The sequence below is a fragment of the Marmoricola sp. Leaf446 genome (assembly GCF_001424755.1).
Taxonomy (GTDB): domain Bacteria; phylum Actinomycetota; class Actinomycetes; order Propionibacteriales; family Nocardioidaceae; genus Marmoricola.
The window spans coordinates 12,432-26,768 of record NZ_LMRF01000003.1; the positions used below are offsets into that span (position 1 = coordinate 12,432).

Below are 14,337 nucleotides of genomic sequence, written 5' to 3' on the forward strand. Positions count from 1 at the left end.
GTGAACGACGGCCCCCTCATCGTCCAGTCGGACAAGACCCTCCTCCTCGAGGTCGACCACGAGCAGGCCGACGCCGCCCGCAAGGCGATCGCGCCGTTCGCCGAGCTCGAGCGCTCCCCCGAGCACATCCACACCTACCGGCTCACCCCGCTGGGGCTGTGGAACGCGCGCGCCGCCGGCCACGACGCCGAGCAGGTCGTCAACGTGCTGCTCACCTTCAGCCGCTACGCCGTGCCGCACGCGCTGCTCGTCGACGTCGCCGAGACGATGGACCGCTACGGCCGGATCCGCCTCGACAAGCACCCGGTCCACGGCCTGGTGCTCTCCAGCTCCGACCGCGCGGTGTTCGAGGAGGTGATCCGCTCCAAGAAGGTCTCCGGCATGCTCGGCGAGCGGCTCGACCCCGAGAACGTCGCCGTCCACCCCAGCCAGCGCGGCAACCTCAAGCAGGCGCTGCTCAAGCTCGGCTGGCCGGCCGAGGACTTCGCGGGGTACGTCGACGGGGAGGCCCACCCGATCGAGCTCGACCAGGCCGACTGGCAGCTGCGGCCCTACCAGCGCGAGGCGGCCGAGTCGTTCTGGCACGGCGGCTCCGGCGTCGTGGTGCTGCCCTGCGGCGCCGGCAAGACCCTCGTCGGCGCGGCCGCGATGGCCCAGGCCAAGGCGACCACGCTCATCCTGGTGACCAACACCGTCAGCGCGCGGCAGTGGAAGAGCGAGCTGGTGCGTCGTACGACGTTGACCGAGGACGAGATCGGCGAGTACTCCGGGGCCAAGAAGGAGGTCAAGCCGGTCACCATCGCGACGTACCAGGTGCTCACGATGCGCCGCAAGGGCGTCTACCCCCACCTCGAGCTGCTCGACGCCAAGGACTGGGGCCTGATCGTCTACGACGAGGTGCACCTGCTGCCCGCGCCGATCTTCCGGATGACCGCCGACCTCCAGGCCCGTCGCCGCGTCGGCCTGACCGCGACCCTGGTGCGCGAGGACGGCCGGGAGGGCGACGTGTTCAGCCTGATCGGCCCGAAGCGGTACGACGCCCCGTGGAAGGACATCGAGAGCCAGGGCTGGATCGCCCCCGCCGACTGCGTCGAGGTGCGGGTGACGCTGCCCGACTCCGAGCGGCTGGCCTACGCCACCGCCGAGCCCGAGGAGCGCTACCGCCTCGCCAGCTGCACCCACGAGAAGGTCAAGGTCGCCGCGCACCTCGTCTCCCAGCACCCGGGCGAGCCGACCCTGGTGATCGGCCAGTACCTCGACCAGCTCGACGAGCTCGCCGAGCACCTCGACGCCCCCGTCATCAAGGGCGAGACCAGCGTCAAGGAGCGCGAGCGGCTCTTCGAGGGCTTCCGCCACGGCGAGATCCCGCTGCTCGTGGTCTCCAAGGTCGCGAACTTCTCCGTCGACCTGCCCGGTGCCGCTGTCGCGATCCAGGTCAGCGGCTCCTTCGGCTCCCGGCAGGAGGAGGCCCAGCGCCTGGGGCGGCTGCTGCGCCCCAAGGCCAAGGGCGCCGACGGCACCCAGAAGCCCGCCCGGTTCTACACGATCGTCTCCCGCGACACCGTCGACGCCGACTTCGCCCAGAACCGCCAGCGCTTCCTCGCCGAGCAGGGCTACGCCTACCGGATCCTCGACGCCGCCGACCTCTGAGGCGGCCGCTGCCCCGTAGACGCGCGGACCCAAGTCCGCCGAGCGCCCGGACGAACCCGGACGAAGGCCGCGCTCGGCAGGACTTGTGTCCGCGCGTCTCCGTACGCCGGGCCGGTCAGCACCCCCGCGCGCACCCCCGCCCCCACCGTCTCGCGACAGACGGCGAGCACGGCCCCGGTCGGCCACCCTCGTAAACTCGGACCCGTGACCAAGCCCGAAGTCCTCCTGCTCGAGAACATCCACCCCGTCGCGACCGACGTGTTCGAGCGCAACGACGTCCTCGTGCACACCCGCCCCGGTTCGCTCGCCGAGGACGACCTGATCGAGGCGCTGCAGGGCAAGACGATGGTGGGGATCCGCTCCAACACCAAGGTCACCGAGCGCGTGCTGGACGCCTGCCCCGACCTGCGGGCGATCGGGGCCTTCTGCATCGGCACCAACCAGATCGACCTGGCGGCCGCGGCCGCGCGGGGCGTGGCGGCGTTCAACGCGCCGTACTCCAACACGCGCAGCGTCGTGGAGCTGGTGATCGGCGAGATCATCGCGCTGGCCCGCCGACTGCCGGAAAAGACCGAGAAGATGCACGCGGGCGTCTGGGACAAGTCGGCGCAGGGCAGCCACGAGGTCCGCGGCCGCACGCTCGGCATCATCGGCTACGGCAACATCGGCACCCAGCTGTCCAACCTCGCGGAGTCGATGGGCCTGCGGGTGATCTTCTTCGACACCGCCGACCGGCTGGCCCACGGCAACGCCCGGCGCGTGGCCACCATGGAGCAGCTGCTCGAGGAGGCCGACGTGGTCTCGCTGCACGTCGACGGCCGCCCGGGCAACGCCGGCATGTTCGGTGCCGCGCAGTTCGCGCAGATGAAGCCGCGCTCGCTGTTCATCAACGCCGCCCGCGGCATGGTCGTCGACGACGTCGCGCTGCGCGAGCACATCCTCTCGGGCCACATCGCCGGCGCCGCGCTCGACGTCTTCCCCGTGGAGCCCAAGGCGCAGGGCGACGAGTTCGAGTCGGCGCTGCGCGGGCTGCCCAACGTCATCCTCACCCCCCACGTCGGCGGCTCGACGCAGGAGGCCCAGGAGGAGATCGGCTACTTCGTCTCCGGCAAGCTCACCCGCTACCACGCCGGCGGGAGCACCGAGCTGTCGGTCAACCTGCCCGAGGTGCCCGTCCCGGCACTGACCACCGGGTCGCGCGTCGCGCTGCTCCACCACAACGTCCCGGGCGTCCTCGCCTCGGTCAACCAGGTGCTGGCCGAACAGGAGGCCAACGTGACCGCGCAGTACCTCTCCACGCGCGGCGAGCAGGGCTACGTCGTCACCGACGTCGAGACCGCCCTGTCGGACGCCGCCATCGCCGGGCTGCGCGACGCGGAGTCGACGATCTGGCTGCGCACCCACCACGCCTGAGCCGTACGCCGCCCGCGGCCGTCGTCGACGCGGCACCATGTCCGGGTGAGCGGTCCCTCCTACCGTGCCTCCGAGCCGCCCGAGCCGCTGCTGGTGAGGTCGCCCTCGGGCAGGACCTCGTCGCGGCCGCGGTCGGCCTCGCGACGGCCGCCGGACTGGTCTGGCTGGTCGCGAGCGGCTGGTTGACCGCGACCGGCAGCCCGCGGGCGGGAGCCGGGGTGGTCGCGGCGCTCGCCGCCGCCGCCCTCGCCGGACCGGCCGGGCTGTGGTTCCTGGCGCGAGGGCTGCTGCGGCTGCCGCTGCTCCGGGTCGACGAGCGCGGCATCACCACGACCTGGACCTGGGACGCCACCGGCCTCGTCCCCTGGGAGGAGGTGACCCGGATCAGGCTCGGCGGCGACTGCGTCGTCGTCCGGGTGCGCGAGCCGGAGGCGGTCGTGCGGCGGGTGCCGTCCCACCGACGTGGCTCGCTGCGCCGGCGGCAGCAGCGCCACGGGAGCCCGGTCACGCTCCAGCTCGGCCCGCTGCGGCCGCGGGTCACCGAGACCGTGACCCTGCTGCACCACTGGCGCAGCCACGTCTCCTGGGCCCGCGGCGACCGGTCGGGCTGAGCTAGCCCGCGGGCACGCCCAGCGCGAGGTCGACGGCGTCGTCGAGCAGCATCCGCCAGGTGCGCACGCGCGTCGCGTCGACGGACGCGCGGTTCCACGAGCCGCCCTCGCGGGCCGAGGCGCCGACGGCGAAGCGGCGTACTCCGGCGCGCGCGAGCCACGGCACCAGCGCCGGCGTCAGCCCACCGCCCGCGACGACCAGCGGAGCGAGCGCGGGGTCGGCGTGCAGCCGGGACAGCAGCTCCTCGGCGCCGTGCTCGAGCCCGCGGGTGGAGCCGGCGGTGACGACGCCGTCGAGCCCGGGCAGGTGGCGCACGTCGCGCCAGGCGGTGCGCTGCTCGAGCGTCGCGTCGAAGCCGTCGAAGAGCCACGGCACGTGGCCGAGCTCGCGCGACATCTCCGCGCAGGAGGCGCCGTCGACCTCGAGGTCGCGGTCGAGGAACCCGAAGGCGAGGCCGGCGGCCCCGAGCTCGAGGTACGTCGCCCCCAGCGCCACCAGCCGGTGGAAGGGCAGCTCGTCATGGCGCAGCACCACCCACACCGGCAGGTCGGTCTCGCGCACGACGGTCGAGAGCAGAGCCGGCTCGGGCGAGTGGTGGCCCTGGTCGGGGGCCCCGCCGGGGAACGAGCCGAGCAGCAGCCGGTCGGCGCCGCCGGCCTGGGCGGGGGCCGCGTCGCGCCCGCGCGTGACGACGACGTCGAGGCGTGCGGGGTCAGGGGTCACAATGGTCATCGTGACATCCCCCGACCCCGTCATGGCGGCACGCGCCCTGGTGTTGCACGACCTGGAGGCGAGCGGGGTGGCCGACGCGGCCTCGGTGTCGCTGCTCGAGTCCGCCCTGGCCGACCGCGGGTGGTGGCTGGAGCAGTGGGCCGAGGGCCGCGACTTCGTCGTGGGCCTGGTGGCGCAGGACGTGCAGGACGCGCTGCTCGACTCCCGCGGCCGGTGGCCGCTGTGCCACTGGTGCGACCACGCCGACCCCCACCCGGTGCACGTGCAGCCCGACCTCGGCGGCCCCGAGCCGACCTGGGTCTGCGAGGTCTCCCAGACCGCCGTGGCCCCGGTCGGCGAGCTCCCGACGACCCGGGCCGGCTAGCGCAGGTGCTCGGGCCGGAGCACCGGGACCCAGAGGGTGTAGCGGTCGGCTCGGTAGACGCTGCGGGTCACCTCGACGACGTTCTCGCGGCAGAACGCGCGCCGTGAGATGTGCAGCACCGGGGAGCCCGGCTCGAGCTCGAGGTGCTCGGTCTCGTCCTCGGTGGCGATGCCCGCCAGCACCGAGTCCTCGCCCCAGGTCGGCATCAGGTCACGCATCGCGAGCCAGAAGTAGAGGCTGCTGGGCAGCGCCTCGTCGAGGAAGGTCGGGAACAGGTCGAGGGAGAGGTAGACGTGCTGGATGGCCATCGGCACGCCGTCGGCCAGGCGCAGCCGCTGCCAGTGGACGATCGCGGAACCCTCGTCGATCTCCAGCGCGCGGGCCACGCCGGGCCCGGCGCTCTCGCGACGGGCCAGGAGGGTCCGGGACTCCGGCTTCTTGCCGCGCCGCTCCATCTCCTCGGTGTAGGCCGAGAGCCGCATCTGCATGTCGATGAGGGGCTTGGTCACGAAGGTGCCGCGACCGGCCACGCGCTCCAGCAGCCCCTGGGCCACCAACGCGTCGATGGCGTGGCGCACCGTCATCCGGGCGACGCCGAACTGCTCGGCCAGGTCACGCTCGGACGGGGCGGGCGTGCCGGGCTCGGCGCTGACGATCACCGACCGGACGTACTCGCGGACGAGCACGTGCTTGCGGCCGCGGCGGCCGCCGCCGCGCGTCGAGCGCTCCTCTGTCACGTCGGTGACTCCTTCTCCGGGTCGGGCCAGCGTGCCACCCGAGCAACCTAGCCGGGGTCGGTGCCGCCGTGGGACCTCGGGCCCGAAAATCTTGGGTCGAGGTGGGCGACCGGCGTCATCACTCGCGGGAGACGGCGTCCAGGACGTCCAGCCGTGCCGCGCGGCGCGCCGGGAGCACCGCGGCGACCAGGCCGATGACGACCGCAGCGAGGAGGTAGCCCGCCAGGCTCCACCACGGCACCCGCGTCACCTCCAGGCCCTCGTCACGGAGCGACTGCATCAGCGCGAGCCCGAAGACCAGGCCGAGCCCCAGCCCGAGCAGGGCGCCCAGGACGGCGATGGCCACCGACTCCAGCCCGATCATGCGGCGCAGCTGCCGGCGGTCGACGCCGATCGCGCGCAGCAGGCCGATCTCGCGGGTGCGCTCGACGACCGACAGGCCCAGGGTGTTCACCACCCCGAGGACGGCGATCACCAGGGCCAGGCCGAGCAGGGCGTAGATCATCAGCACGAGCCGGTCGATCGGCTCGCGTTGCTCCGCGGCGTACTCCACCTGGTCCTTGACGGTGAGGATCGGCAGGTCGGCGGTGACGTCCTCGATGCCGGTCTTCACGGCGGCGGCGTCGGCTCCCGGGGCGACGGCGACGAGCAGGGCGGAGTCCTCGGGCGGGTAGCCGCCCTCGCGCAGCACCTGCAGGGTCGTCAGGTAGCCCGCGACCGCGGCGTCGTGGATGCCCACGACCCGCAGCTCCCGCGGCCCGCTCGGGAAGCGGAAGGTGACCTCGTCGCCGACCGCCAGGCCGTCCTCGCGCGCCTTCTCCTCACCGACGAGCAGGGTGTCGCCACGCAGGTCCGACAGCGACCCGGCGAGCAGGTCCAGCCGCAGCACGTCGGGCAGCGTCCGCGGGTCGGCCGCGGTGAGGAAGGCACGGCCGTCGGCGGTGCGGCTCTCCGCGGTCCGCAGCCGGGTCACCGACCCGACCCCCGCGACCCCCTCGACGCGGTCCGCGACCTCGGCGCTGAACGGCTGCCCGATCGCGTTGCTGACCACGACGTCGCCCAGGAAGCTGCGGGCCACGGTCCGGTCGACACTCGCCCCCGCCGAGCTGCCCGCGACCGACATCGTGGTGACCAGGGTGAGCCCGATCATCAGCGCCGACGCGGTGGCGGCGGTGCGGCGCGGGTTGCGCAGCGCGTTCTCGCCGGCCAGCCGACCGACGGTCCCGAAGCCCCGGGTGTACGCCGACACCACGACGCGCAGGAACGGCCGAGCCAGCACCGGGCTGGCCGCGGCGACCCCGAGGATCGCCAGCAGCGCGCCCACCCCGACCCAGTAGCCGGGCTGCGACACCGCGGCCAGCAGGCCCACCGCCCCGAGCGCCGCCCCGGCGAGCACCAGCAGCAGCCCGGCCCAGCCGCGCAGCCGCAGCGCCGACTCCGGCATCGCCACGTCGTCGCGCAGCGCGGCGACCGGGGCGATCCGCGCTGAGCGACGGGCGGGGAGGTAGGCCGCCACGACGGTGACCAGCACCCCGACGGCCAGCGCGGCCAGCGGCGTGCGCGCCTCGATGACCAGGGCCTGCGAGCTGAGGTCGAGGCCCAGCCGGGAGAACAGCGCCTGGATGCCGAGCGCCAGCAGCACGCCGAGCCCGAGCCCGACGGTGCTGCCGAGCAGCCCGACCACGAGCGCCTCGAACAGCACCGACCGGGTGACCTGGCCGCGCGAGGCGCCCAGCGCACGCAGCAGCGCCAGCTCGCGGCTGCGCTGCGCCACCAGCATCGAGAAGGTGTTGACGATGAGGAAGGAGCCGACCACCAGCGCGATGCCGGCGAAGACGAGCAGGAACACCGTGAGGAACGAGATCGCCTCGAGCAGCCCGCTGGCCGAGGCGGCGGCGGCCTTCTCCCCGGTCTGGGCGGTGAGCCCGTCGGGCAGCACCCGGGCCACCTGCGTGCGCAGCTCGTCCTGGCTGACCCCGGGACGCGCGGTGACCCAGACGCTGGTGAAGACCTCGCGGTCCTCGAGGAAGAGACGCTGGGTGGTCGCGGTGTCGAACAGCGCCACGCTGGCCCCGTTGAGCGAGCCGCCGTCGGGGAAGTCGGCCAGCCCGACCAGCGTCGGGGTGAGCAGCGCGCGCTCGCCGACGCTGACCAGCCGGACGCGGTCGCCGAGGGCGTACCCGGCCCGCCGGGCGGTGGCGGTGTCGATCGCCACCTCCTGCTCACCACGGGGCGAGCGTCCCCGGAGCACCTGGAGCGGCTCGACGCCGCCGGCCGCGGGGGCGGTGGAGTCGTTGCGCCAGATGCCCGGGGCACCCTGGCCGCCGACCACCCGGCCGTTGGCGCCGACCACGAAGACGCCCGACCCCGAGGCCCGGCCGTCGGCGCGGGCGGCCCCCGGCAGCGCGGCCAGGTCGGCGACCACGGCGGCGGGCACGGTGAGCGTCGTACGGTCCGAGCCGCTGGTCGCCGCGCCGGTCGGCTCCACGACGACGTCGCCCACCGAGCTGTCGAAGATCGAGGTGAAGCTGCGGTCCAGGGTGTCGGTGAAGATCAGCGTGCCGGCGACGAAGGCGACGCCGAGCACGATGGCCAGGGTGCTGGTCAGCAGCCGGAGCCGGCGTCCGAGCAGGCTCCGCCACGCGGCGCGCAGCACGGTCAGGCGCCCCGCTCGTGGTCGGTCATCCGCGCCAGCACCGTCTCGCGGGTGGGCGAGCGCAGCTCCCCGGCGACTCGGCCGTCGGCCAGGAAGACCACGCGGTCGGTCCACGCCGCGGCGACCGGGTCGTGGGTGACCATCACGATCGACTGGCCGAACTCGTCGACGGCCCGCCGGAGCAGGGCCAGCACCTCCGCGCCCGACCGGGAGTCGAGGTTGCCGGTGGGCTCGTCGGCGAAGACCACGGTGGGGCGGCTCATCAGCGCCCGGGCCACGGCCACCCGCTGCTGCTGCCCGCCGGAGAGCTGCTGCGGCCGGTGGGAGAGCCGGTCGGCGATCCCGACCGCCCCGACCACGAGCTCCCACCAGGCGGGGTCGGGCCGACGGCCCGCAATGGCGAGCGGCAGCGCGATGTTCTCCTGGGCCGACAGCGTCGGGACCAGGTTGAAGGACTGGAACACGAAGCCGATCCGGTCGCGCCGCAGCCGGGTCAGCCGGGTGTCGTCGAGCCGGGAGAGGTCGTCCTCGCCCAGCAGCACCCGGCCCGAGGTGGGCGTGTCGAGGGCCGCGCAGCAGTGCATCAGGGTCGACTTGCCCGATCCCGAGGGGCCCATCACGGCCGTGAACTCGGCCCCACCGAGGTCCAGGCTCACCCCGTCGAGCGCCCGCACCTCGCCGGCGCCCGTGCCGTAGACCTTGGTCAGGTCGCGGACCACCACCACCGGCTCCACCGCGCCCGCCGACACCGTGTCCGCCTCCCCCGCCACCATGCGGCCCAGTCTGCCCCGGTCCGCCACGCCCGCCCGCGGTCGACGACGCTCGGCCCCCGGTCCTTCCGGCGGCCCGTCCCCGCGAGCACGCGGGCGCGCCCGGGTTGGGGCCCTGGTTAGGGTCGGGGTAGCCGCATCCCATCCAGGAGCCATCCCCCGTGACCGTGCGACCCGCGTCCACCTCGACGGCCGTCCCCGACGACGTCGTGCTGCTCGACGACGACGGCACCCCCACCGGCACCGCGCCGCGCCTCGCCGTGCACGACACCGACACGCCTCTCCACCTGGCGTTCTCGCTGCACCTCATCGACCCGCAGGGGCGCACCCTGCTGACCCGGCGGGCCCTGCCCAAGCGCACCTGGCCCGGGGTCTGGACCAACTCCTGCTGCGGCCACCCCCGCCCCGGGGAGTCCCCGGCGGCCGCGGCCCGCCGTCGGGTCGCCGAGGAGCTCGGCGTCGACGTCGGGGAGCCGACCCTGGTGCTGCCCGACTTCCGCTACCGCGCCGTCGACGCCGGCGGCGTGGTGGAGAACGAGATCTGCCCGGTCCACGCCGTGGCCGTCGAGCCCGACCTGGGGCTGCGGCCGGACCCCGCCGAGGTGGCCGAGACGGCATGGGTGCCCTGGGCCGACCTGCACGAGGCGGTGACCCGCACCCCCATGGTCTTCAGCCCCTGGATGGTGCTGCAGGTCCGCGCCCTCGGTCCCGACCTCCCGCTCGGCTCGACACCCGAGGGCGGCGCACGACCGTGAACGCCGCCCTGGCGCCCGTCCCGCACCCGGTCCCCGACGCGCAGGCGTCGCTGCGGGCCGTCGAGATGCTGCTGCTGGAGCGGCTGCGCGCGCTGCGCGAGGAGTGGCACGCCGGCGCCGAGGCCCGTGACACCGTGCTCGGCGACCAGGACGTGCCCGACCTGCTGACCGGCCTGGTGCTGGCCGGCGGCAAGCGGTTCCGCCCGCTGCTGTGTCACTGGGGCTGGGTCGCGGTGCCCGACGCTGCGCCCGCGACCCACGACGACATGGTCGCGGTGGGCGCGGCGCTCGAGCTGCTGCACGCCTTCGCCCTCGCGCAGGACGACGTGATGGACCGGTCGGGCACCCGGCGCGGCCGGCCGGCCGTCCACGTCCTCGCCACCGAGCGGCACCGGGCGGCCCACGGCCACGACGACGCCGAGCGCTACGGCGACTCGATCGCGGTGCTGGCGGGCGACCTCGGCCACGCGGAGGCCGACGACCTCGTGGGCGAGCTGCCGGCCGACGTACGCCGGCTGTGGCGACGCACCTGCGTGGAGCTGGTGCGCGGCCAGGCCCGCGACCTCGCCGACGCCGCCCGCGGCGGTGACGGCGACGCGCTGCGCCGAGCGCTCGAGGTGGCCCGGGCCAAGTCCGGCGCCTACACCATCCAGCGGCCGGTCGAGCTCGGCGCCACCGTCGCCGGCGCCGACGCCGCGACCCTGGCGCCGCTCGGCGACTACGGCCGCCACCTCGGCGAGGCGTTCGCGCTGCGCGACGACCTGCTCGGCGTGTGGGGCAGCCCCGAGGCCACCGGCAAGCCGGTCGGCGACGACCTGCGGCTCGGCAAGTCCACCGTCCTGCTCGCGATCGCCGAGCAGCGTCTCGGCGGCGCGGGCGCCGCCGCGCTGCGCCGCGTGCGCCGCCAGACCCACGACGAGGCCGACGTCGCCACCCTCGCCGAGGCGATGGTCCGCGACGGCGTCCGCGACGAGGTGGAGGAGATGGTCGAGCACCGCGTCGACCGCTCCCTCGCCGCCCTCGACCACCACCGGCTCAGCGACGAGGGTGTCGCCGGGCTGGCCGAGGTCGCCCGCCGTGTCGCCTGGCGACAGCGGTGAGCGTCACCCCCCACCCCCCTGAGGACTCCCCATGAGCACCGTCGTCGTCATCGGAGCCGGTCTCGCCGGCCTCGCCACCGCCTGTCACCTCGTCGGGAGCGGCCACGAGGTCGTCGTCGTCGAGCGCGGCACCATCCCGGGCGGCCGCGCCGGACGCGTCGAGCGCGACGGCTACACCTTCGACACCGGTCCCACCGTGATGACCATGCCGGGGCTGCTCGAGGACGCCACCCGCGCCGCCGGCAGCGACCTGTCCGACGTCATCACGCTGCGCCAGCTCGACCCGGCGTACCGCGCCCGCTTCGCCGACGGCAGCGAGATCCACGTCCGCGCCGGCCACGAGGCGATGCGGGCCGAGATCGAAGCCACCTGCGGCAGCAAGGACGCCGTCGCCTTCGACGGCTTCGTCGACTGGCTGCAGCGCCTCTACGCCATCGAGATGCCGCACTTCATCGACACCAACTTCGACTCCCCGCTCGACCTGCTGCGCAACCCCGGGGCGGCGGCGCGCCTGGTCGCCATGGGGGGCTTCGGCAAGCTCGGCCCGGCCGTGCGCCGTCGATTCTCCGACGAGCGGCTGCGGCGGCTGTTCACGTTCCAGGCGATGTACGCCGGCCTGCCGCCCAGCTCCGCGCTGAGCCTGTACGCCGTGATCACCTACATGGACTGCATCGAGGGCGTCTACTTCCCCGAGGGCGGCATGAGCCAGGTGCCGCGCTCGCTGGAGCGGGCCGCCACCCGCGGCGGCGTCGACCTGCGCTACGGCCAGACCGTGACCCGGATCCTGCGCCGCGGCGTCGACGGCGGCGTGGCCGGCGTCGAGGTCGACGGCGGCGAGCAGCTGCGTGCCGACGCCGTGGTCTGCACCCTCGACCTGCCCGTCGCCTACGAGCGGCTGCTGCCCGACCTGCGACCGGGGCGCGTCGTGCGCAAGGGCACCTACTCCCCCTCCGCCGTGGTGTGGCACGTCGGAGCCCGGGGCCAGGTCGCGCCCGGCACCGACCACCACAACATCCACTTCGGCGAGGCCTGGGACAGCTCCTTCGACGCGCTGATCAACCAGGGCCGGCTGATGCCCGACCCGTCGCGGCTGGTCACGGTGCCCTCGCTCAGCGACCCGTCGCTGGCCGCGCCCGGCGGCACCACGATGTACGTCCTGGAGCCGGTGCCCAACCTGGCCGGCAAGGTCGACTGGAAGGCCCAGCGCGCGCCGATGCGCGACTCGCTGCTGCGCTTCCTCGAGACCGAGGGCTACCCCACCGACATCGTCGCCGAGGAGCTGGTCGACCCGCTCGACTGGCAGGCCGACGGCATGGCCCAGGGCACGCCGTTCGCGCTCGCCCACACCTTCGCGCAGACCGGTCCGTTCCGGCCGCCCAACGCGGAGAAGCGGGTGCCCGGGCTGTTCTTCGCCGGCTCCGGCACCACCCCCGGGGTGGGCGTCCCGATGGTGCTGGTCTCGGGCAAGCTCGCGGCGCAGCGCGCCACGGCGTACCTCCCGACGACGCGGCGCGAGGCGGTGGCCCGGTGACCCTGCTCGACCCGACGCTCGAGGTCGGCTACCGCCAGGCGGCCGACCTGACCCGCAAGTACGGCACGACGTACTTCTGGGGCGCGGCGCTGCTGCCCGCCGCCCAGCGGCGCCACGTGCACGCCGTCTACGCCCTGTGCCGGCTGGCCGACGACATCGTCGACGACGCCGTCGCGCTGGGGCGCGACACCGCCCAGACCCGCGCCGAGCTGGCCTCGTTCCGCGCCCGCTTCGGCGAGGCCGTGGCCACCGGCGGCAGCCCCGACCCGGTGCTGGCCGCCGTGGCGCGCAGCGTCGAGGAGTGCGGCATCGACCCCGGGTGCTTCGACCGGTTCTTCGACGCGATGGCGCAGGACCTCGACACCAGCAGCTACCGCAGCTGGGAGGACCTGCTCGGCTACATGGACGGCTCGGCCGCGGTGATCGGCGAGATGATGCTGCCGGTGCTGCAGCCGCGGAGCACGGCGGCCTTCGAGCCCGCCCGCGCGCTGGGCCTGGCCTTCCAGCTCACCAACTTCCTGCGCGACGTCGCCGAGGACCTCGACCGGGGCCGGGTCTACCTGCCCCAGGAGGACCTCGAGCGGTTCGGCGCCGACCCCGCCGCCCGCACCGTGACCGAGGACTGGCGTCGGTTGATGCGCTTCGAGATCGAGCGCAACCGCGAGCTCTACGTCGAGGCCGACCGCGGCCTGGCCCACCTCGCCGGCGCCGCCGAGCGCTGCGTGCGCACCGCGCGCGTGCTCTACTCCGGCATCCTCGACAAGATCGAGGAGTCCGACTACGACGTGTTCAGCCAGCGGGCCCGGGTGCCCACCTGGCGCAAGGCCGGCACCGCCGCCCGCACCGTCGTGGCCCGCCGCCCGGCCACCTCACCTGCGGCTCCCGCTCCCGCCGCGCCGGCCCGCTCGCGGGTGCCGGTCGAGCTGCGCCGGATGCCGCCCCGCGACCGGCTCGCCCCCAGCTGGCGCGACGCCTCCCCCCGGCGCATCCGTCGGTCGCTCGACGCGGCGCTGGCCCAGGACCCCGGCGGCTGGTACGTCGTGGGCGCCAGCCGCGACCTGCGCGACCGCTCGATCGTGCGGATGCTCGGCGGCCGCGAGGTCACCCTGTGGCGCTCCTCCACCGGTGTCGTCGCCGGCCCCGGCAGCTGCCCCCACCTCGGCGCGCTGCTCGAGGACTGCGAGGTGCTCGGCGACCGGCTCCACTGCCGGTGGCACGGCCTGGCGATCGGCGCCGACGGGGCGCCCGGCTGGACGCCGTACACCGCCCACGACGACGGCGTGCTGCTCTGGGTGCAGCTGCCCACCCAGGGCGAGACCCCGCTGCCGCGGCCCCGCCTGACCGCGCGCCCGGAGACCTTCGACTCCGTCGCCGCCGTGATCGAGGTCGAGGGCACCTGCGAGCCGCGCGACATCATCGCCAACCGGCTCGACCCGTGGCACGGCTCGTGGTTCCACCCCTACTCCTTCAGCCACCTCGCGGTGGTCGAGGACCTGAGCGACGACCACGTGCTCACCGTCGACGTCACCTTCCGGCTCAGCCGCACCTGGGGGGTGCCGGTGCGCGCGGAGTTCGCCTGCCCCGACGCCCGCACCATCGTCATGACCATCACCGAGGGCGAGGGCGCCGGCAGCGTGGTCGAGACCCACGCGACCCCGCTCGGCCCCGGCGCCGACGGCCGCCCGCGCACGATGATGACCGAGGCCACCATCGCCACCTCCGACCGCACCGGCTTCGCCGTCGCCCGCCACCTCGCCCCGGCCCTCCGCCCGGCCATGAAGAAGGTCGCCCGCCGCCTCTGGGTCGACGACCTCACCTACGCCGAGCGCAGCTACGACCTCCGCTCCCGCGGCGAGCACTACGGCGTCTGATCGGGCGTCACCACCTCGATGTCAGGTCAGCGTCGTGGTGGGTGGGTGTCGAGGACCCTGCTCTGACATCGAGGGCCGGATTCACCGGTCGACCGGTGAATCCGGCTGTCGATGTCAGACGGGCGTCGCAAGCGGACGCACATCAC

The 14,337-nt window shown here is 74.6% G+C and carries 12 protein-coding genes; 8 read left to right on the forward strand and 4 right to left on the reverse strand.

What is annotated here, in order from left to right; genetic code table 11:
* From ASG49_RS10460 to ASG49_RS10470, 3 genes are all read left to right on the forward strand, one after another.
* On the forward strand, window positions 1-1,650 hold the full coding sequence (locus tag ASG49_RS10460) for a DNA repair helicase XPB (protein ID WP_056541382.1): 1,650 nt from the start codon (window positions 1-3) through the stop codon (window positions 1,648-1,650).
* A gap of 204 nt (window positions 1,651-1,854) precedes the next feature.
* The gene (serA, locus tag ASG49_RS10465) at window positions 1,855-3,063 is read left to right on the forward strand and encodes a phosphoglycerate dehydrogenase (RefSeq protein WP_056541384.1); all 1,209 of its coding nucleotides are present in this window, start codon (window positions 1,855-1,857) and stop codon (window positions 3,061-3,063) included.
* A gap of 182 nt (window positions 3,064-3,245) precedes the next feature.
* Window positions 3,246-3,674, forward strand: a complete 429-nt coding sequence (locus tag ASG49_RS10470) for a hypothetical protein (RefSeq protein ID WP_156384292.1) — start codon at window positions 3,246-3,248, stop codon at window positions 3,672-3,674.
* 1 nt (window position 3,675) lies between these two features.
* Here ASG49_RS10470 and ASG49_RS10475 read toward each other — a convergent pair whose 3' ends face one another.
* Entirely contained in the window at window positions 3,676-4,398 is a 723-nt protein-coding gene (locus ASG49_RS10475) for a copper homeostasis protein CutC (protein ID WP_056541389.1), read from the reverse strand.
* 10 nt (window positions 4,399-4,408) lie between these two features.
* Between ASG49_RS10475 and ASG49_RS10480 the strand changes: the two genes are divergently transcribed.
* Complete coding sequence (locus ASG49_RS10480; protein WP_235562023.1) at window positions 4,409-4,771, forward strand: hypothetical protein; 363 nt, start codon at window positions 4,409-4,411, stop codon at window positions 4,769-4,771.
* On the opposite strand, the gene ASG49_RS19520 is transcribed toward ASG49_RS10480, so the two are convergent.
* From ASG49_RS19520 to ASG49_RS10495, 3 genes are all read right to left on the reverse strand, one after another.
* The gene (locus tag ASG49_RS19520; protein WP_082534034.1) at window positions 4,768-5,508 is read right to left on the reverse strand and encodes a GntR family transcriptional regulator; all 741 of its coding nucleotides are present in this window, start codon (window positions 5,506-5,508) and stop codon (window positions 4,768-4,770) included. The two genes, ASG49_RS10480 and ASG49_RS19520, sit on opposite strands and share 4 nt — an antisense overlap.
* 118 nt (window positions 5,509-5,626) lie before the next feature.
* On the reverse strand, window positions 5,627-8,164 hold the full coding sequence (locus ASG49_RS10490; RefSeq protein ID WP_056541395.1) for an ABC transporter permease: 2,538 nt from the start codon (window positions 8,162-8,164) through the stop codon (window positions 5,627-5,629).
* Between the two features lie 2 nt (window positions 8,165-8,166).
* On the reverse strand, window positions 8,167-8,937 hold the full coding sequence (locus ASG49_RS10495; protein WP_056541399.1) for an ABC transporter ATP-binding protein: 771 nt from the start codon (window positions 8,935-8,937) through the stop codon (window positions 8,167-8,169).
* 158 nt (window positions 8,938-9,095) lie between these two features.
* Between ASG49_RS10495 and idi the strand changes: the two genes are divergently transcribed.
* Genes idi through ASG49_RS19105 form a run of 4 tightly spaced genes read left to right on the forward strand, consistent with a single transcriptional unit; the run spans window position 9,096 to window position 14,191 of the window.
* On the forward strand, window positions 9,096-9,689 hold the full coding sequence (gene idi, locus ASG49_RS10500; protein ID WP_200936285.1) for an isopentenyl-diphosphate Delta-isomerase: 594 nt from the start codon (window positions 9,096-9,098) through the stop codon (window positions 9,687-9,689).
* The gene (locus tag ASG49_RS10505) at window positions 9,686-10,789 is read left to right on the forward strand and encodes a polyprenyl synthetase family protein (RefSeq protein ID WP_056541402.1); all 1,104 of its coding nucleotides are present in this window, start codon (window positions 9,686-9,688) and stop codon (window positions 10,787-10,789) included. Before idi ends, ASG49_RS10505 begins: the two co-directional genes overlap by 4 nt.
* 31 nt (window positions 10,790-10,820) lie before the next feature.
* Window positions 10,821-12,320 (forward strand): NAD(P)/FAD-dependent oxidoreductase, encoded by a 1,500-nt coding sequence (locus tag ASG49_RS10510; RefSeq protein WP_056541407.1) that lies wholly within the window; start codon window positions 10,821-10,823, stop codon window positions 12,318-12,320.
* The gene (locus tag ASG49_RS19105) at window positions 12,317-14,191 is read left to right on the forward strand and encodes a DUF5914 domain-containing protein (RefSeq protein ID WP_200936286.1); all 1,875 of its coding nucleotides are present in this window, start codon (window positions 12,317-12,319) and stop codon (window positions 14,189-14,191) included. Before ASG49_RS10510 ends, ASG49_RS19105 begins: the two co-directional genes overlap by 4 nt.
* The last annotated feature ends 146 nt before the right edge of the window (window positions 14,192-14,337 follow it).